This window comes from Streptomyces sp. LaPpAH-108 (assembly GCF_000373625.1).
Lineage (GTDB): Bacteria > Actinomycetota > Actinomycetes > Streptomycetales > Streptomycetaceae > Streptomyces.
In genome coordinates this window covers 280,915-297,552 of sequence record NZ_KB891995.1, presented here as the reverse complement: position 1 = coordinate 297,552, position 16,638 = coordinate 280,915, and the positions used below count along the sequence as shown (strand labels likewise).

The following is a 16,638-nucleotide window of genomic DNA, read 5'->3' as shown; positions in this document are numbered from 1 at the left end:
CGGCGCGCTCCCGACCGGAGGGTGGGCAGTGTGGCTCGACACGACCGGCTGTACCCGGAGCCGACGGGCGAGGTGCGCATGAGTCTGTCACTGCGCTTCGCCGCCGGATCGCACAAGGGCATGATCCGGGAAGGCAACGAGGACTCCGGTTACGCCGGTCCGCGCCTGCTCGCCATCGCCGACGGCATGGGCGGCCAGGCGGCCGGTGAGGTCGCCTCCTCCGAGGTCATCTCCACCCTGGTCACGCTCGACGACGACGTGCCCGGCTCCGACCTGCTCACCACCCTCGGCCAGGCCGTCCAGTACGCCAACGACCAACTGCGCGGCATGGTCGAGGAGGACCCCCAGCTGGAAGGCATGGGGACCACCCTGACCGCCCTGCTGTGGACCGGCCAGCGCCTCGGCCTCGTGCACGTCGGCGACTCGCGCGCGTACCTGCTGCGCGACGGCATGCTGACCCAGATCACCCAGGACCACACCTGGGTGCAGCGCCTGGTCGACGAGGGCCGGATCACCGAGGAAGAGGCCACCACCCACCCGCAGCGCTCCCTGCTGATGCGCGCGCTGGGCAGCGGCGACCACGTGGAACCCGACCTCTCGGTCCGCGAGGTCCGCGCCGGTGACCGCTATCTGATCTGCTCCGACGGCCTCTCCGGCGTCGTCTCCCACCAGACGATGGAGGAGACCCTCGCCAGCTACCAGGGCCCGCAGGAGACCGTGCAGGAGCTGATCCAGCTCGCGCTGCGCGGCGGCGGCCCCGACAACATCACCGTCATCGTCGCCGACGTCCTCGACCTGGACACCGGGGACACCCTCGCCGGGCAGCTGTCCGACACCCCCGTGGTGGTCGGCGCCGTCGCCGAGAACCAGCTCCACCAGCACGACAACGGCATCATGCAGACCCCGGCCGGGCGCGCCTCCCACCTCGGCCGCCAGGGCCGCGGCCAGGGCGGCGGGGGCGAGTACGGCGGCCCCGGCTCCGGCGCGGACTACGACGGCGACGGCTACACCGACGACGACTTCGTCAAGCCCCGCAAGGGCCGCAGGTGGCTCAAGCGCACGTTCTACAGCGCGCTCGCCCTCGCGGTGATCGGCGGCGGCGTCTACGGCGGCTACCGCTGGACCCAGACGCAGTACTACGTCGGCATCAACGGCAAGCACGTCGCGCTCTACCGGGGCATCAGCCAGAACCTGGCCTGGGTCTCCCTCTCGAAGATCGAGAAGGACCACCCCGAGATCGAACTCAAGTACCTGCCGACCTATCAGCAGAAGCAGGTCAAGAACACGATCGCGGCGGGCGGCCTCGAGCAGGCCCGCACCAAGATCGACGCACTCGCGCTCCAGGCGTCCGCCTGCCGCAAGCAGGCCGAACGCGCGACCGCCGGGAGCGAGAGCGACAAGACGGGCCGGAGCACGGCGACCGGCGGCACCACCACCGCCACCCGCACCTCCTTCACGGCCACGGAGTCCCCGACCCCGAACCCGTCGGGATCGGGTCAGCCGTCCACCACGTCGCCCTCGAAGTCCCCGACCGCAACCGCCACGCCCCGGCCCGGCCCCAGCCTCTCCAAGGATGAGCAGAAGGTCGTCGATCAGTGCGGCAAGCAGTAGGCAAGCCGTGAGAGGCCCCGTCACACGATGAGCAGTACTACCAACACGCCGACGCACCAGACGTCCACGATCGGCTCCATCGGCGCCCCGAGCCGCCGCAACACCGAGCTGGCCCTGCTGATCTTCGCCGTGGTCATCCCGGTGTTCGCCTACGCCAACGTGGGCCTGGCCCTCAACGACGAGGTCCCCGCGGGCCTGCTCGGCTACGGCGTGGGCCTCGGCCTGCTGGCCGGCGTCGCCCATCTCGTCGTACGGAAGTTCGCGCCGTACGCCGACCCGCTGCTGCTGCCGCTGGCCACCCTGCTCAACGGGCTCGGGCTGGTGTGCATCTGGCGCCTGGACCAGTCGAAGCTGCTGCAGTCCATCGGCCAGTCGGGCGGCAAGGCCACCAACCAGCTCGTCTACACCGCGCTGGGCATCGTCCTGTTCGCCGTCGTGCTGATCTTCCTCAAGGAACACCGCACGCTGCAGCGGTACACGTACATCTCCATGGTGGCCGCGCTGGTCCTGCTGCTGCTCCCCCTGGTCCCGGGCCTCGGCGCCGACCTGACCTACGGCGCCAAGATCTGGATCAAGGTCGGCAGCTTCACCATCCAGCCCGGTGAGTTCGCCAAGATCGTGCTCGCGGTCTTCTTCGCCGGATACCTGATGGTCAAGCGGGACGCGCTCGCGCTCGCCAGCCGCCGCTTCATGGGGCTCTACCTGCCGCGTGGCCGCGACCTCGGCCCGATCCTGGTCGTCTGGTTCATCTCGATCCTGATCCTGGTCTTCGAGACCGACCTCGGCACCTCGCTGCTCTTCTTCGGCATGTTCGTGATCATGCTGTACGTCGCCACCGAGCGGACCAGCTGGATCGTGTTCGGTCTGCTGATGTCGGCGGCGGGCGCGGTCGGCGTCGCGAGCTTCGAGCCCCACGTCCAGCAGCGTGTCCAGGCGTGGCTCGACCCGATGAAGGAGTACCAGCTCTCCCGCCAGGGTCAGGCCGGTCACTCCGACCAGCTCCAGCAGGCCCTGTGGGCGTTCGGCTCCGGCGGCACCCTCGGCACCGGCTGGGGCCAGGGCCACTCCGAGCTGATCCGCTTCGCCGCCAACTCCGACTTCATCCTCGCCACCTTCGGCGAGGAGCTGGGCCTGGCGGGCATCATGGCGATCCTGCTGATCTACGGCCTGATCGTCGAGCGCGGTGTGCGCACCGCCCTCGCCGCCCGCGACCCCTTCGGCAAGATGCTCGCGGTCGGCCTGTCCGGCGCCTTCGCCCTCCAGGTCTTCGTCGTGGCCGGTGGTGTGATGGGCCTCATCCCGCTGACCGGTATGACGATGCCGTTCCTCGCCTACGGCGGTTCGTCCGTCATCGCCAACTGGGCCCTCATCGGCATCCTCATCCGCATCAGCGACACGGCCCGGCGCCCCGCGCCCGCGCCCGCCGCCAGCCCGGACGCCGAGATGACCCAGATCGTCCGGCCCGGTGGCAACGGACCCGTCGCCGAAGCGTGAGTTCCCCCGGCCACGGCGGTACGGCGGCCCCGCAGGGCCCGCTGTGCCGCCGTACGGCTGCCGCGGGACCGTCCGGGCACACAGCTCGTGCCCCTAGACTGTGGGCGGCCGAGGACGAGCGCCAGCAACACCGACAGACTGAAGCAACAGGCGCCCCTGTTAGCTTGTGGAAAGGCCGGACGTGAACAAGCCCCTGCGCCGAATCGCGATCTTCTGCGGACTCCTCGTCCTGGCACTGCTGATCCGTGACAACTGGCTCCAGTACGCCCAGGCCGACAAGCTGCGCACCGACCCCGCCAACCGCCGCGTCGCCATCGAGCGCTACGCCTCCCCGCGCGGCGACATCGTCGTCGACGGCAACCCCATAACGGGCTCGGTCGTCACCAAGGCGGGCGACTTCAAGTACAAGCGCACGTACAAGGACGGGCCCATGTGGGCGCCCGTCACGGGCTACTCCTCGCAGGCCTTCGACGGCAGCCAGCTGGAGAAGCTGGACGACGGCATCCTCACCGGCAACGACGACCGGCTCTTCTTCCGCAACACCCTCGACATGATCACGGGCAAGCCCAAGCAGGGCGGCAACGTCGTCACCACCCTCAACGCGGCGGCGCAGAAGGCCGCGTACAACGGTCTGAAGGCCCAGGGCGGCAAGGGCGCCGTGGTCGCGCTCGACCCCTCCACCGGCAAGATCCTGGCGCTGGCCTCCTACCCGTCGTACGACCCGTCCTCCTTCTCGGGCGACCGCGACAGCGACTCGGCGGCCTGGCAGAAGCTGCAGAAGAAGAACGACTCCTCGGACCCGATGCTCAACCGGGCGCTGCGCGAGACCTACCCGCCGGGCTCCACCTTCAAGGTGGTCACCGCGGCGGCGGCGCTGCAGAACGGTCTGTACTCCTCCGCCGACCAGAAGACCGACTCGCCGCTGCCCTGGGTCATGCCGGGCACGCAGACCGAGCTGAAGAACGAGGGCAACCTGCCCTGCGAGAACGCGACCATGCGCGAGGCGCTGCGCGTCTCCTGCAACAGCGTCTTCGGCAAGATCGGCGCCGACCTCGGCAACGACAAGATGCTCGCCGAGGCCAAGAAGTTCGGCTTCGACTCCGAGCAGTTCGTCCCGGTCCGCTCCAACGCCTCGGTGTTCTCGGACAAGATGAACGACTCGCAGACCGCGCTGTCCTCCATCGGCCAGTACAACACCGCGGCCACTCCGCTGCAGATGGCCATGGTCGCCTCGGCGGTGGCCAACGACGGCAAGCTGATGAAGCCGTACATGGTCGACGAGCTGCAGTCCTCCAACCTCGACCCGATCGAGAAGACCGAGCCGAAGGAGCTGAGCCGTCCGCTGACGGCGCAGAACGCGCAGATCCTCCAGTCGATGATGGAGACCGTGGTCAAGTCGGGCACGGGTACCAAGGCGCTGATCCCCGGGGTGACGGTGGGCGGCAAGACCGGTACCGCGCAGCACGGTGTGGAGAACAGCGAGAACCCGTACGCGTGGTTCATCTCCTACGCCAAGCTCCCCGACAACAGCTCCCCGGTCGCGGTCGCGGTGGTCATCGAGGACGACAAGGCCGTCCGTGACGACATCTCCGGCGGTGGCCTGGCCGCCCCGATCGCGAAGAGTGTCATGCAGGCGGTCATCAACTCCAAGAAGTGAGCCCGATCACGTCGCCTTCACAACGGTGCACGTTGCGATACCGGTCCGGTATCGGGTTACCGGCTTGGCCAGGTCACACAGAGCGGGACGGGTACGGTAGGGCCCGGACGGCAGCCTCCGGCCGCACACACGTGCAGGCCGGGACCGACGGAGAGGGCTGGTAGGTAGCTATGGAAGAGCCGCGTCGCCTCGGCGGCCGGTACGAGCTGGGCCATGTGCTTGGCCGCGGTGGCATGGCCGAGGTCTACCTCGCGCACGACACCCGCCTCGGCCGCACGGTGGCAGTGAAGACGCTCCGCGCGGATCTCGCGCGCGACCCGTCCTTCCAGGCCCGGTTCCGCCGGGAGGCCCAGTCGGCCGCCTCGCTCAACCATCCCGCGATCGTCGCGGTCTACGACACGGGCGAGGACTACATCGACGGGGTCTCGATCCCGTACATCGTGATGGAGTACGTCGACGGCTCCACGCTCCGTGAGCTGCTGCACTCCGGCCGCAAACTGCTGCCGGAGCGCTCCATGGAGATGACGGTCGGCATCCTCCAGGGCCTGGAGTACGCCCACCGCAGCGGCATCGTCCACCGAGACATCAAGCCGGCCAACGTCATGCTGACGCGCAACGGCCAGGTCAAGGTCATGGACTTCGGCATCGCGCGCGCCATGGGCGACTCCGGTATGACGATGACCCAGACCTCGGCCGTCATCGGCACCGCGCAGTACCTCTCGCCGGAGCAGGCCAAGGGCGAGCAGGTCGACGCCCGCTCGGACCTCTACTCCACCGGCTGTCTGCTCTACGAACTGCTGACCGTCCGTCCTCCGTTCGTCGGCGACTCGCCCGTGGCCGTGGCCTACCAGCACGTCCGCGAGGAGCCGCAGCCGCCCAGCGTGTTCGACCCCGAGATCACCCCCGAGATGGACGCGATCGTCCTCAAGGCGCTGGTCAAGGACCCGAACTACCGCTACCAGTCCGCCGACGAGATGCGCCAGGACATCGAGGCGTGCCTCGACGGCCAGCCCGTCGCCGCCACCGCCGCCATGGGCGCGGTCGGCTACGGCGGCTACCTCGACTCCCAGGCCACCACGGCGATGCGCGCCGAGCCCGCCGGGGCGACGACCATGATCCCGCCGATGTCCCCGGACGACGGCGGCTACGGCTACGACGACCGCCCGGACCGGCGGCGCCAGCCGAAGAAGAGCAACAACACCTCGACGATCCTGCTCGTGGTCGCCGGTGTGCTGGTGCTGGCCGGAGCGATCCTGCTCGGCATGTACGCGTTCGGCGACAAGCCCGGTGACAAGGGCTTCGAGGCCCCGAACCTCGTCGGCATCAAACTCGAGGACGCCAAGCAACAGGCGGGCAACGTCGGCCTGGAGCTCAGCACCGAACGCAAGCCCTGCGAGGACCAGCCCAAGAACAACGTCTGCTCGCAGACCCCGAAGGCGGGCACGGACGTCAAGAAGGGCGACACCGTCAAGCTGGTGGTCTCCACCGGTGCCCCCAAGGTCACCGTCCCCAGCGTGATCGGCCTCTCCTTCGACGACGCCCGGGACAAGCTGGAGGGCGACGACTACAAGTTCACGGTCAAGAAGGAGACCCGGGTCAGCAGCGACACCCCCGACAAGGTGCTCGACCAGAACCCGGTGGACGGCAAGCGCGTCCAGAAGGGCTCCACGATCACGCTGATCGTGGCCCGGGCCGAGGAGAAGGTCGCGGTCCCCGACGTCGGTGGCAAGACCTGTGACGAGGCGAAGGCGGCCATCCAGCAGGCGGGGCTGGCCCCGAACGGCAACTGCACCGAGGCCCCGACCGACGACCCGAACCTGGTCGGCAAGGTGACGGGCACCAACCCGCAGGCGGGCCAGCAGGTCAAGAAGAACACCCCGGTGGCGATCACGATCGGCAAGGCGCAGGACGACCAGCAGATCCAGCTGCCCGACCTCCGCGGCCACCAGCTCAAGGAAGCCCGCGAAACGCTCCAGGGTCTGGGCCTCAACGTCGCGACCCCGAACAGCGGGGAGGACGACGCCACGGTGGTCAACTCCAACCCGGGTCCGGGCGCCACGGTCAAGAAGGGCGACACCATCACCCTCCAGGCCGTGAAGCAGGGCAACGGCAACAACGGCGGCTTCCCGAACATCTTCGGCGGCACGAACGGCTGACCCGCCCCGCCCCCTTCGGTCCCCCGGCACCGCACGGTGCCGGGGGACCGTGTTTTCCGGGTTTCCGGCCTCGTTTTCCGGACTCGTGCCCTCGCCCGCGCGTCGGTCGTTGACAGGACATGATTGATCAGACCGCACTCCTGGAGTCCCGGGCGCTCCGCAGCTCCGTACTGGATCGCACGGATGTACTGGACCGGGTGAAGACACTCGCGCTGCTGCCGGACGGGCTGCATGTGACGACGGCGATGGTGGCGGCGTACTTCGGGGTGAGTGTCGAGGCCATCCGACAGGTCAAGGCGCGGCACCGTGAAGAGCTGTCCGAGAACGGGATGGTGACGCTTCAGGGCCGTGACCTGCAGGAATTTAAGCGTGACATCTTGTCACGCTATTCCGGAAGTTATCCACAGCCCCGATCCAGCCTCACCGTCTACTCCCGCCGAGCCGTCCTCAACATCGCCATGCTGCTCCGCGACAGCGAGGTCGCCCGGCAGGTGCGCACCTATCTCCTCGACATGGAGCACCTGGCCCGCACCGGACTCATGAACGAATCCGCCGGCCATCCGGCCGAGCCCGCCGAGCCCGCCACCCCCGAGATCCTCTCCCTGGCCGCCCTGGACGCCCGCATCGACCAACGCATCAACCACGTCCTCGGCCGGACCGTCGTCCCGATGTTCAACGCCCTGATCGAGACCTCGGGCGAGCACCACCGCCGGCTGACCGCGCTGCACGGTGACGTGCGGCGGGCCGAGAACCGCCTCAGGCTGCACTCGGCGCGGCTGCGGCGGCTCCAGGGGAGCTGGTGAGGGTCAGCGGAGTTCCTTGGGCGGGGTGCGCTTGCTGTCGACCTTCTGGACGCGTTCGAGTTCGCCCCAGACCACGTAGCGGTAGCGGCTCGTGTAGACGGGGGTACAGGTCGTCAGGGTGATGTAGTGGCCCGGCTTCTTCTTGCCGGACTCCTCGGGGACCTGGTCGATGACGTCGACGTTGTACTTCGAGGTCTCGGGGAGGATCGAGTAGACCTTGTAGACGTACCAGTTGTCCTTGGTCTCGAAGACGACCGGGTCGCCCTCGCGCACCTTGTCGATGTTGTGGAACTTGGCGCCGTGGCCGTCGCGGTGGGCGGCGAGCGTGAAGTTGCCCTTCTTGCCCGAGGTGGGCAGCACGGCCTTGTCGGGGTCGGTGTAGTAGCCCGCCACGCCCTCGTCGAGGACGTCGGTGGAGGTGCCCTTCTCCACCAGGACCGCGCCGTTGTGCATCGAGGGGACGTGCAGGAAGCCGATGCCGTCCTTGGTGTCGAGCTTGCCGGGGCCGGTGTCGGCCGAACGGGCCCAGTGGTCGCGGACCTTGTCGGCCTGCCGGTCGGCGTGCCGGTCCGCGACGACGTTCGTCCACCACAGGGAGTAGACGACGAACAGCCCGAGGATCACGCCCACCGTCATGAGGACTTCACCGAGGAAGCTCACCATCAGGGCGACGGGGCCGGGCCGAGGTCGGCGCGGGGCGCTGCCCGCGCCGGACGCGTCCGTGTGTTCTGCGGTGTCGTCGGCGGTCGCTGCCACTCGTCCTGTGCCCCTGTTCGACTCGGCTCGCCTACTCGATGAGCGCGTCCGGCTTGCCCTTGCTGCGCGGGCGTTCCTCGACCATCTTGCCCCAGACGATCAGCCGGTACTTGCTGGTGAACTCCGGAGTGCACGTGGTGAGGGTGATGTACCGGCCCGGCGCCGTGAAACCCGACCCCTTGGGGACCGCGTCCAGCACGCTGGTGTTGGACGGCGGCGTCACCGGAAGCATCGAAGTGACCTTGTACACGAAGTACTTGTCCTGTGTCTCGACGACGACCGGGTCGCCCGAGACGAGCTTGTTGATGTACCGGAACGGCTCACCGTGCGTGTTGCGGTGCGCGGCCAGGCCGAAGTTGCCCGACTTGTCGTAGGGCATCGCGGTCTTCAGCGGCGCCTCGCCGTAGTGCCCGACCATGCCCTTGTCGAGCACCCGCTTGTTGCTGACGCCCTCGGCGATCGGCACCACCACGTCCAGCTTGGGTATGTGCAGGATCGCGAAGCCCTGGCCGGGCTCGAAGACGCCCGGCGCCCGCTTGCCGCTCGCCCAGTCGTCCTGGAGCTGGTGGGTCTCGCTGCCCGCCTGCGCGTGCGCGCGCACGTTCGTCCACCACAGCTGATAGGTGACGAACAGCAGCATCAGGACGCCGGTGGTGATGAAGACCTCGCCGATCGCCCGGCTCACCACGACGGCCGCGCCGGGCTTGCGCGCCCGCGCCTGGCGCCGCGCCTCCACCCGGGACAGCGGCCGTCCGGAGTCCGCTTCCGCCGAACTCGCCGCGCCCGCCGTGTCCTTGGCCCCGCCGTGCCGTCCGCCGCCCCGGCCGCCGCCGCGCTTGGCGGCCTTCCTGCGGGCCGCTCGGCCGCCCGGAGCACCCGCGGCACCCGTCCGGCCCGAAGCGCCCGCAGAGGCGCCTCCAGAGCCGTTCCCGGCACCCGGTGGCGGCTCGGGGAGCCGCAGCGCCATCGTCTGCTCGTTGGAGGGCGGCTCCGGTGCGCCGCCCGGCACGCCCCCGTGCCCGTCCACGGCCGGCATCCGTGCCGTCGGCGGGTCGCCCGCGCCCGTGAACACCGGGCCGTAGGACCCGTACGGCGCCTCGCCGTACACGTCCTCGCGCTCGGGGCGCAGCGCGGTCACGCCGTGGACCTGCCCACCACCGGGGCGAGCCCCGCCGACCTCGCCACGGCACCCTGGTCGCCGCACTCCGCCAGCCAGTTGGCCAGCATCCGGTGCCCGTGCTCGGTCAGCACCGACTCGGGGTGGAACTGCACGCCCTCCACCGGGAGTTCGCGGTGGCGCAGCCCCATGACGATCCCGTCCTCGGTGCGGGCGGTGACCTCCAGCTCGGCCGGGACGGTGGCCGGCTCGGCGGCCAGCGAGTGGTAGCGGGTCGCGATGAAGGGCGAGGGCAGCCCGGCGAAGACGCCCGTGCCGCCGTGGAGCACCGGGGAGGTCTTGCCGTGCAGCAGCTCGGGCGCGCGGTCGACCACGCCGCCGTACGCCACCTGCATCGACTGCATCCCCAGGCAGACCCCGAACACCGGCACGCCGGTCGCGGCGCAGTGCCGGACCATGTCCACGCACACCCCCGCCTCCTCGGGCGTGCCAGGACCCGGCGAGAGCAGGACGCCGTCGAAGCCTCCCCCACTCTCGGCTGCGCTCGAGCGGGAGGTGCCCCCATGGGCGTGGGCGGTGGTCACCTCGTCGTTGCGCACGACCTCGCACTCGGCGCCCAGCTGGTAGAGGTACTGGACGAGGTTGAAGACGAAGCTGTCGTAGTTGTCGACAACGAGAATCCGCGCGCCGCTCACTGGTGGTCCACCGTCACATCGTTGAAGGGCAGCAGTGGTTCGGCCCACGGGAACACGTACTGGAACAGGACATAGACCACGGCCAGGACCAGCACGAGTGAGAGCAGGGCCTTCACCCACGTGTTGCCCGGCAGAAGCCGCCAGATCAAGCCGTACATGCCGTCCCTTCCGTTCCTCACGGCACAGACTCACGCCGTACCGCACCAGACTAACGGCGCCGGACGGCCTCCCGGCCGTTGTCCACAGGCCGGGTCGACACCCGGACTTACGTGTCCCGGCCCCGATCACCTCAACGTGCGACACGGCGGGTTTCGCGGCGCCCTTCGCCGGTTCTCACGAAGTGCCTCATGAGGCCCCGGGAAGGTCCTACGCGACCGGCCGCGCGTAGTGCAGGTCCACGGTGCCGGTGTAGCCGGGCAGGGTCACGTCGCCGTCGTCGGCGACCTGCCAGCCGAGGCCGTAGACGTTGACGTACACCATGTACGTCTGGATCGCCTTGCTGTCGGCGAGGGCCTGCTTGAGCCGGTCGGGGTCGCCGACCGCCGTGATCTTGTACGGGGGCGAGTAGACGCGGCCCTGGAGGATCAGGGTGTTGCCGACGCAGCGCACCGCGCTGGTGGAGATCAGCCGCTGGTCCATGACCTTGATGCCGCGGGCGCCGCCGTGCCACAGGGCGTTGACCACGGCCTGGAGGTCCTGCTGGTGGATCACCAGATAGTCGGGCTGCGGCTCGGGGTAGCCGGGGAGCTTGGCGGTGGCGTTCGGCGGGGCGTCGTTCAGGGTGACGGTGATCGCCTTGCCGGTCAGCTCGTGCGTGCCCGCGCTGCGCTCCAGACCGCCGAGTTCACCGTTCTTGGAGCGGCTGCCGCCGTCGTCGCTCTCGGCCAGCGACTCCACCCGCTCGCGCAGGGTCGCGTTGGACTCGTCGAGGCCCTTGTTCTTGCGGCTGCGCTCCTGGATCAGGTCGGACAGCTTCAGCAGCGAGGTGTCGGTGCGGATGTCCGTGCCCTTGGCGGTGTCGAAACTGGTGAAGAAGATCAGCCCGGCCAGGGCGAACACGCCCGCCGTGAGGATCCGCACCGGCTTCAGGCGCGCGCGGGGACGGGTCGGACCCGTTGATCCCGTACCGGGGGAGTCGGCAGAATTGCTCAACGTACCCTTATCTCCTTCGGCGCCGTAGAAGCACTACGCTAACGGACGCCCGGGGGAGCGCTCAGTGTGCCCTTACTGTCCCCTTGTACGCTGCCCCGAGCCCGACCCGTACTCTGCGCGGCCACGCAGCGCATCGACAGGAGAGACCCTCGTGCCGAAGTCACGTATCCGCAAGAAGGCCGACTACACGCCGCCGCCCGTGAAGCAGGCGCAGGCCGTCAAGCTCGGCAACAGCGCCTGGGTCGCGCCCGTGATGCTGGCCATGTTCCTCATCGGCCTGGCGTGGATCGTGGTCTTCTACGTGACCGACGGCTCGCTGCCGATCGACAGCCTGGACAACTGGAACATCGTGGTGGGCTTCGGCTTCATCGCGGCCGGGTTCGGCGTCTCCACGCAGTGGAAGTAGCCGGGCCGCACGACGGGGCCCGGGCACCTCTGCCCACGGCCCTTCACTGAGTTATCCACAGCCTTGGGCAGAGTTTCCACATGTGCCTGGGGAAAAGAAACTACGATCTGTGGATAACTCATCGATCGTTGACGCCGGTGTGACTGCCCTACCGGCTGCGGAACGGCCACTGCCCCCTGTCTGACCTGCGGGAACTCATCCGAGCGACGGGGGGCACGGCTGTTCCCGCACGCTGTGCACAAGATCGCGCACACGCTGTGGACAACGGTTCGGGTCAGGTCAGCTGGGCCGTTCTCACCAGGGTGAGAATCGCCACCACGACGAGCACCAGTGCACAGGCGCCGTACTGGATCAGCTGCCGTCGCTCGCGCGGGGCGTGGATCATCGCGTAGCCGACGCCGATACCGGCGACCAGGCCACCGATGTGGGCCTGCCAGGCGATGCCGGGGACCTGGAACGTGATGATCAGGTTGATCACCAGCAGGGCGATGACCGGCCGCATGTCGTAATTGAGCCGCCGCACCAGGACGACGGTGGCGCCGAACAGGCCGAAGATCGCACCGGAGGCGCCCAGGGAGGGCGCGTTGGGCGCGGCGATCAGATAGCTGAGCGCGCTGCCCGCGAGTCCGGAGACCAGGTAGAGGGACAGATAGCGGGCGCGGCCGAGGGCGGCTTCGAGCGGTCCGCCGATCCACCACAGGCTGAGCATGTTGAACGCGATGTGCAGAAAGCCGCCGTGCAGGAACATCGCGGTCAGCAGCCGGTAGTACTGACCGTCCGCCACACCCTGCACGCCGAGCTGCGGGACGAGGGCGTAGCCGAGCAGTTCGAAGCGGTTGGTGAAGGCGTCCCCGACGATCTGCTGGATCGCGAAGAAGACGACGTTCAGCCCGATGAGCACCTTGGTGACGAGCCGGGGATCGGCGGTGTGCCTGCCTCCCGCCAGCGTGCGGGGCGCTGCGGCGCCCGGGGCCGGTGCCGGGGCGTGGCCGCCGGGTGCGGGGGTGTGCGCGGTGCCGCGCACACAGTCGGGGCACTGGAAGCCGACCGAGGCGTCGACCATGCACTCCGGGCAGATCGGGCGGTCGCAGCGGGTGCAGCGCACGCCGGTCTCGCGGTCCGGGTGCCGGTAGCACGCGGGCAGGCTCCGGGCGTCCCGGGCGCCGGCTGCGGCCTGGTCCATGAGATCCCCTTGTCCGTCGCGGGACATCGCCGGGCGATACCCCGCCCTGCTCATCCTTACGGACGAGCGGGGCATTTGGTTCCCCTGCGGGTCTTCCGTCCCTCGCGTGTGCGGTGCCCCGTCTCCTGTGGACTACCCGGCGGTCTCCATGTTCTTCCCCGGCTGGTCCGTTCCGCGTCCGGGCCCGGCTCCCTGCCCCGGGCCCGTTCCCTGTCCCGCTCCAGTTCCCCGCTCCTGCCCGGTCCGCTCCACGAGGACGGTCTCGATCACCACGTCCTGCACCGGACGGTGATCCCGCCCGGTGGGCACGGCCGCGATGGCGTCGACCACCTTCCGGCTCTCCTCCCCGTCGACCTCGCCGAAGATCGTGTGCTTGCGGTTGAGCCACACCGTCGGCGAGACCGTGATGAAGAACTGCGAGCCGTTGGTGCCCGGCCCGGCGTTGGCCATGGCGAGCAGATAGGGCCGGTTGAAGGACAGGTCGGGGTGGAACTCGTCGGGGAACTGGTAGCCGGGTCCGCCGATGCCGGTGCCGAGCGGATCACCGCCCTGGATCATGAATCCGCTGATCACCCGGTGGAAGACCGTTCCGTCGTAGAGCGGCTCCGTGCTCTCCGCGCCGGTCTCGGGGTTCTTCCAGGCACGCTCGCCCCGGGCGAGTTCGACGAAGTTTCTGACGGTGGCCGGGGCGTGGTTCGGGAACAGCCGGATCCTGATGTCGCCGCGATCGGTCCTGAGAGTGGCGTAGAGCTGCTCGGCCACGGGGTGCCTTCCCTGTTGTTTCCGTCATTCGTTTCCGTCGTCATTCCCGGAAAGGCTTCGATCGTCGCACGCCCGGGGCGTGCGAACCCCGGACGGCCACGAGTTCCGCGCCGTACTGCCACCGGTTCGCCGCGGAGAGCGGCGCGCGGCGGGGATTCGTGGCAGGGTCGACGATGGGGCCGTTGCCCGGAATTCCGTACTTACGAAGCGATCGGCACCCGTATGCCCGCTCGCACATGCCGTGCGGGCCCCGGACAGGCATGATCCGTAACAGGGTGGACAGTCGACATACCGTACCGCCACCGAGGAGGAGGTTCCCGTGACCCGCATCGAGAGCGTGCGCGCCGCGACCGGCTCGGCGAAGGACAGCGTGCTGCACGCCGCGGACGTGGTGGCGCCCTACGCCGACACGGCCAAGGAGCGTGCCGCGTATTTCGCGCAGGAGGCACGCGTACGGCTCGCGCCCGTGGTGTCCCAGGCCGCCGACCAGGCCCGAGTGCAGTACGACGCGCTGCTCGCCCCGCGTCTTGAGCAGGCCCGTTCCCATGTCCCGCCGAAGGTGGACCAGGCCGCTCAGGAGGCCGCGGAGCGCACCCGCAAGGCCGCCAAGCAGGCGGCCGAGTACTCGCGCCCGCGGATCGAGCAGGCCGTGGCCGCCGCCGGTCCTGTCTACGACGAGGCCGCGACGCGGGGTGCCGCCGCGCTGGTCGCACTGCGCGGCAATGTCTCCGCCCGGCAGATCGAGAAGCTGGCCCGCCGCAACGAGCGCCGCTGCACGGCCCGCCGCGCCCTGAAGTACGCGGCCCTGGCCAGCATCGTCGCCGGTACGGCCCTCGCCGTGTGGAAGTGGTGGGACAAGCAGGCCAACCCGGACTGGCTGGTCGAGCCCCCGGCCGCCACGGAGATGCCCGACGCCGCCCGCCTCCACTCGGTGGACGGCACCGGCTCCCCCCTGGACCCCGAGGTCCGCGCGAAGCAGAACGAGGAGGACTCGTCCAACGGCGACGAGAACAGGTGACGCGTAGCGTTCCCTCGCGCCCCCCATCCTGTGGTCCGAGCGATCTTGAGATCGCTCGGACCACGGGATGTTTCACGTGAAACGCCGTTGCGCGTACGCACCACGACATTCACCGACGACCTCGACACCCGCCGGAAAGCAGCTCCAGCCGAAGTCCAGGAGACCTCCAGACACCCTGGAGAGGGTGGCTTGGTCCGGGTTCCCGCGGATGGGCTCACCGGATCTTCCCCAGGGCGCTCACGACGCCCAGCAGGCATACGAGGTGACGGCGGTGAAAGGCATGGCGGTACGGCCTGAGGCATTCCGCGACTTCTTCGGGGCGGTGCCCACAGCCGTCGCGGTGGTGACCACGACGGGCTCCGACGGCAGACCGACCGGCTTCACCTGCAATGCGTTCAGTGCGGTCTCGCTCGACCCGGCGCTCTTGCTAGTGTGCGTGGACGAACGCTCCCGTACGCTCCCGGCCCTACTCGACTCCAAGGTCTTCGCGCTCCATTTGCTGGCCGACAACGGCGGCGAATCGCTAGCGCGCGTCTTCGCCGGGCGATCGGACCAGAAGTTCGCCGGAGCATCATGGCAGGGGGGCAATTCCATTCCGGACTGCCCGGTGCTGCTCGACGGGGTGCTGGCTTACACCGAGTGCGCGCTGGAGCAGTCGGTGCCCGCAGGCGACCACCGACTGCTGATCGGGCGGATGGAACGAGTCTGGACCCGGCCCCGGGGCGGCACCGGCGAGGACGCTCACCCATTGCTGTACCAACAGGGCCAGTTCGTCGCCTGGGACATCGAGGCCGCGACGTCCGCCATGGCCGCGCGAGCATGAGCGGCGCGGACACCGGGGGCCATCCATCAGGCGTGGCAGGTCGGCACTCCGCCGTGGTATTCGACCATGCGCCGGAACATTTCGCCCATGTCCACGTGAGAACCGCGGGCCTCGCCTTGTTCCTCGGCATACGCCCGGAAGAGGTTGGGGACGAGCCGCTCCGCGTCCAGCCACCGGCCGTAAGGCCCCAGATCCGTCTGCCGGGCGAGGCTGACCGGGTCGATCCCCTCGGCGACGCCCTGCCGGGCGAGACTCCGCAGCAGCCTGAGGTAGCCCTCCGTCTCATCGAACAGATCCGCCCTCCCCACGGGGCCGTGTCCGGGAACGACGATTTCGGGCCGGAGGGCGCGCATGGCGGCCAGAGCGTCCAGGGAACCGGCCACCGAACCCATCGGGCAGAACGGTGTCACGCCGTTCATCACCACGTCGCCGGTGAACAGAACTCGCTCTTCCGGCAGCCAGATCACACTGTCGTTGGTCGTGTGGGCGATGCCGAGATGCATGATTTCGGCGACCTTGTCGCCTATGTGCAAGGTGAGTCGGTCCCGGAACGTCAAAGCGGGCGGAACGATTTCAAGTGCTCCCCACTCGACGTCCGGCCAGAGACCGGTCAAGTGGAGACCTGTCGCGGTCACTTCGGCACGGGTTCGTTCGTGTCCGACGACGAGGGCTTCGGGGAAGACGAAGTTGCCGAAGGTGTGGTCCCCATGGGAGTGGCTGTTGATCAGCACCTGGGGGACCGTCGGCGTGAGGGACAGCACGGCCGTGCGCAGCGCGCGGGCACGTGCCTCTGTGGCCGCCGTGTCCACGAGCGCGGCACGATGGCCCGAAACGATCAGCCCTGCGTTGTTCAGGCACCAGCCGCCATCCGGTTGGACGTAGGCGAACACTCCGTCGGCGACCTCGGCCATCTCCGGCCTGCCGAGGAAGCCGGGATCGCCCCGGCGTACGGGAGCGGGAATGGAACGGGGAACAGCGGAAGGGACCGGGTGGGACATGAGGGAC

General features: G+C 69.2%; 15 protein-coding genes and 1 pseudogene. 8 read left to right on the top strand and 8 right to left on the bottom strand.

Going from position 1 to position 16,638, the window contains the following annotated elements:
* The first annotated feature begins 78 nt into the window (after positions 1-78).
* The 5 genes from B079_RS0120380 to B079_RS0120360 all read left to right on the top strand — a co-directional run bounded on the left by B079_RS0120380 (position 79) and on the right by B079_RS0120360 (position 7,721).
* Positions 79-1,611 carry a Stp1/IreP family PP2C-type Ser/Thr phosphatase gene (locus B079_RS0120380; RefSeq protein WP_199779951.1) on the top strand — a complete coding sequence of 511 codons (1,533 nt, stop codon included), beginning with the start codon at positions 79-81 and terminating at the stop codon, positions 1,609-1,611.
* A gap of 27 nt (positions 1,612-1,638) precedes the next feature.
* A complete protein-coding gene (locus B079_RS0120375) occupies positions 1,639-3,105 on the top strand; it encodes an FtsW/RodA/SpoVE family cell cycle protein (protein ID WP_018547684.1) in 1,467 nt (488 codons plus the stop codon).
* Between the two features lie 181 nt (positions 3,106-3,286).
* Positions 3,287-4,762 (top strand): peptidoglycan D,D-transpeptidase FtsI family protein, encoded by a 1,476-nt coding sequence (locus B079_RS0120370; RefSeq protein ID WP_018547683.1) that lies wholly within the window; start codon positions 3,287-3,289, stop codon positions 4,760-4,762.
* Between the two features lie 170 nt (positions 4,763-4,932).
* Entirely contained in the window at positions 4,933-6,918 is a 1,986-nt protein-coding gene (gene pknB / locus B079_RS0120365) for a Stk1 family PASTA domain-containing Ser/Thr kinase (RefSeq protein WP_018547682.1), read from the top strand.
* Between the two features lie 119 nt (positions 6,919-7,037).
* Positions 7,038-7,721, top strand: coding sequence for a hypothetical protein (locus tag B079_RS0120360; protein WP_018547681.1), 684 nt, complete (start codon positions 7,038-7,040; stop codon positions 7,719-7,721).
* Between the two features lie 3 nt (positions 7,722-7,724).
* On the opposite strand, the gene B079_RS0120355 is transcribed toward B079_RS0120360, so the two are convergent.
* The 5 genes from B079_RS0120355 to B079_RS0120335 all read right to left on the bottom strand — a co-directional run bounded on the left by B079_RS0120355 (position 7,725) and on the right by B079_RS0120335 (position 11,441).
* Complete coding sequence (locus B079_RS0120355; RefSeq protein ID WP_018547680.1) at positions 7,725-8,477, bottom strand: class E sortase; 753 nt, start codon at positions 8,475-8,477, stop codon at positions 7,725-7,727.
* Positions 8,478-8,508: 31 nt separating this feature from the next.
* Positions 8,509-9,615 carry a class E sortase gene (locus tag B079_RS0120350; protein ID WP_018547679.1) on the bottom strand — a complete coding sequence of 369 codons (1,107 nt, stop codon included), beginning with the start codon at positions 9,613-9,615 and terminating at the stop codon, positions 8,509-8,511.
* Positions 9,612-10,289 carry an aminodeoxychorismate/anthranilate synthase component II gene (locus tag B079_RS0120345; protein WP_018547678.1) on the bottom strand — a complete coding sequence of 226 codons (678 nt, stop codon included), beginning with the start codon at positions 10,287-10,289 and terminating at the stop codon, positions 9,612-9,614. Before B079_RS0120345 ends, B079_RS0120350 begins: the two co-directional genes overlap by 4 nt.
* Complete coding sequence (locus B079_RS34655; RefSeq protein WP_018547677.1) at positions 10,286-10,447, bottom strand: hypothetical protein; 162 nt, start codon at positions 10,445-10,447, stop codon at positions 10,286-10,288. The genes B079_RS0120345 and B079_RS34655 overlap by 4 nt, the downstream gene beginning before the upstream one ends.
* A gap of 208 nt (positions 10,448-10,655) precedes the next feature.
* Positions 10,656-11,441 (bottom strand): DUF881 domain-containing protein, encoded by a 786-nt coding sequence (locus tag B079_RS0120335; protein ID WP_026248886.1) that lies wholly within the window; start codon positions 11,439-11,441, stop codon positions 10,656-10,658.
* A 151-nt stretch (positions 11,442-11,592) separates the two neighbouring features.
* Here B079_RS0120335 and crgA point away from each other — a divergent pair, with 151 nt between their 5' ends.
* On the top strand, positions 11,593-11,847 hold the full coding sequence (gene crgA / locus B079_RS0120330) for a cell division protein CrgA (protein WP_018547675.1): 255 nt from the start codon (positions 11,593-11,595) through the stop codon (positions 11,845-11,847).
* 274 nt (positions 11,848-12,121) lie between these two features.
* Here crgA and B079_RS0120325 read toward each other — a convergent pair whose 3' ends face one another.
* Together B079_RS0120325 and B079_RS32405 are read right to left on the bottom strand one after the other, a co-directional pair.
* Positions 12,122-13,030 carry a rhomboid family intramembrane serine protease gene (locus tag B079_RS0120325; protein ID WP_018547674.1) on the bottom strand — a complete coding sequence of 303 codons (909 nt, stop codon included), beginning with the start codon at positions 13,028-13,030 and terminating at the stop codon, positions 12,122-12,124.
* A 246-nt stretch (positions 13,031-13,276) separates the two neighbouring features.
* Positions 13,277-13,792, bottom strand: a pseudogene (locus B079_RS32405) (peptidylprolyl isomerase); the annotation flags it as partial.
* A 319-nt stretch (positions 13,793-14,111) separates the two neighbouring features.
* Here B079_RS32405 and B079_RS0120315 point away from each other — a divergent pair.
* Together B079_RS0120315 and B079_RS0120310 are read left to right on the top strand one after the other, a co-directional pair.
* Positions 14,112-14,810, top strand: a complete 699-nt coding sequence (locus tag B079_RS0120315) for a DUF5324 family protein (protein ID WP_018547672.1) — start codon at positions 14,112-14,114, stop codon at positions 14,808-14,810.
* 208 nt (positions 14,811-15,018) lie between these two features.
* Positions 15,019-15,633 (top strand): flavin reductase family protein, encoded by a 615-nt coding sequence (locus tag B079_RS0120310; RefSeq protein ID WP_234016827.1) that lies wholly within the window; start codon positions 15,019-15,021, stop codon positions 15,631-15,633.
* Positions 15,634-15,659: 26 nt separating this feature from the next.
* Here B079_RS0120310 and B079_RS0120305 read toward each other — a convergent pair whose 3' ends face one another.
* A complete protein-coding gene (locus B079_RS0120305) occupies positions 15,660-16,631 on the bottom strand; it encodes an MBL fold metallo-hydrolase (protein WP_324604067.1) in 972 nt (323 codons plus the stop codon).
* Positions 16,632-16,638: the final 7 nt, after the last annotated feature.

What these genes read in the sequence shown, in the direction of transcription:
- pknB (WP_018547682.1), top strand. Translation starts at nt 4,933, where the DNA reads ATGGAAGAGCCGCGTCGCCTCGGCGGCCGGTACGAGCTGGGCCATGTG.
- B079_RS0120375 (WP_018547684.1), top strand. Translation starts at nt 1,639, where the DNA reads ATGAGCAGTACTACCAACACGCCGACGCACCAGACGTCCACGATCGGC.
- B079_RS0120305 (WP_324604067.1), bottom strand. Translation starts at nt 16,631, where the DNA reads ATGTCCCACCCGGTCCCTTCCGCTGTTCCCCGTTCCATTCCCGCTCCC.
- B079_RS34655 (WP_018547677.1), bottom strand. Translation starts at nt 10,447, where the DNA reads ATGTACGGCTTGATCTGGCGGCTTCTGCCGGGCAACACGTGGGTGAAG.
- B079_RS0120380 (WP_199779951.1), top strand. Translation starts at nt 79, where the DNA reads ATGAGTCTGTCACTGCGCTTCGCCGCCGGATCGCACAAGGGCATGATC.
- B079_RS0120310 (WP_234016827.1), top strand. Translation starts at nt 15,019, where the DNA reads ATGGGCTCACCGGATCTTCCCCAGGGCGCTCACGACGCCCAGCAGGCA.
- B079_RS0120325 (WP_018547674.1), bottom strand. Translation starts at nt 13,030, where the DNA reads ATGGACCAGGCCGCAGCCGGCGCCCGGGACGCCCGGAGCCTGCCCGCG.
- B079_RS0120360 (WP_018547681.1), top strand. Translation starts at nt 7,038, where the DNA reads ATGATTGATCAGACCGCACTCCTGGAGTCCCGGGCGCTCCGCAGCTCC.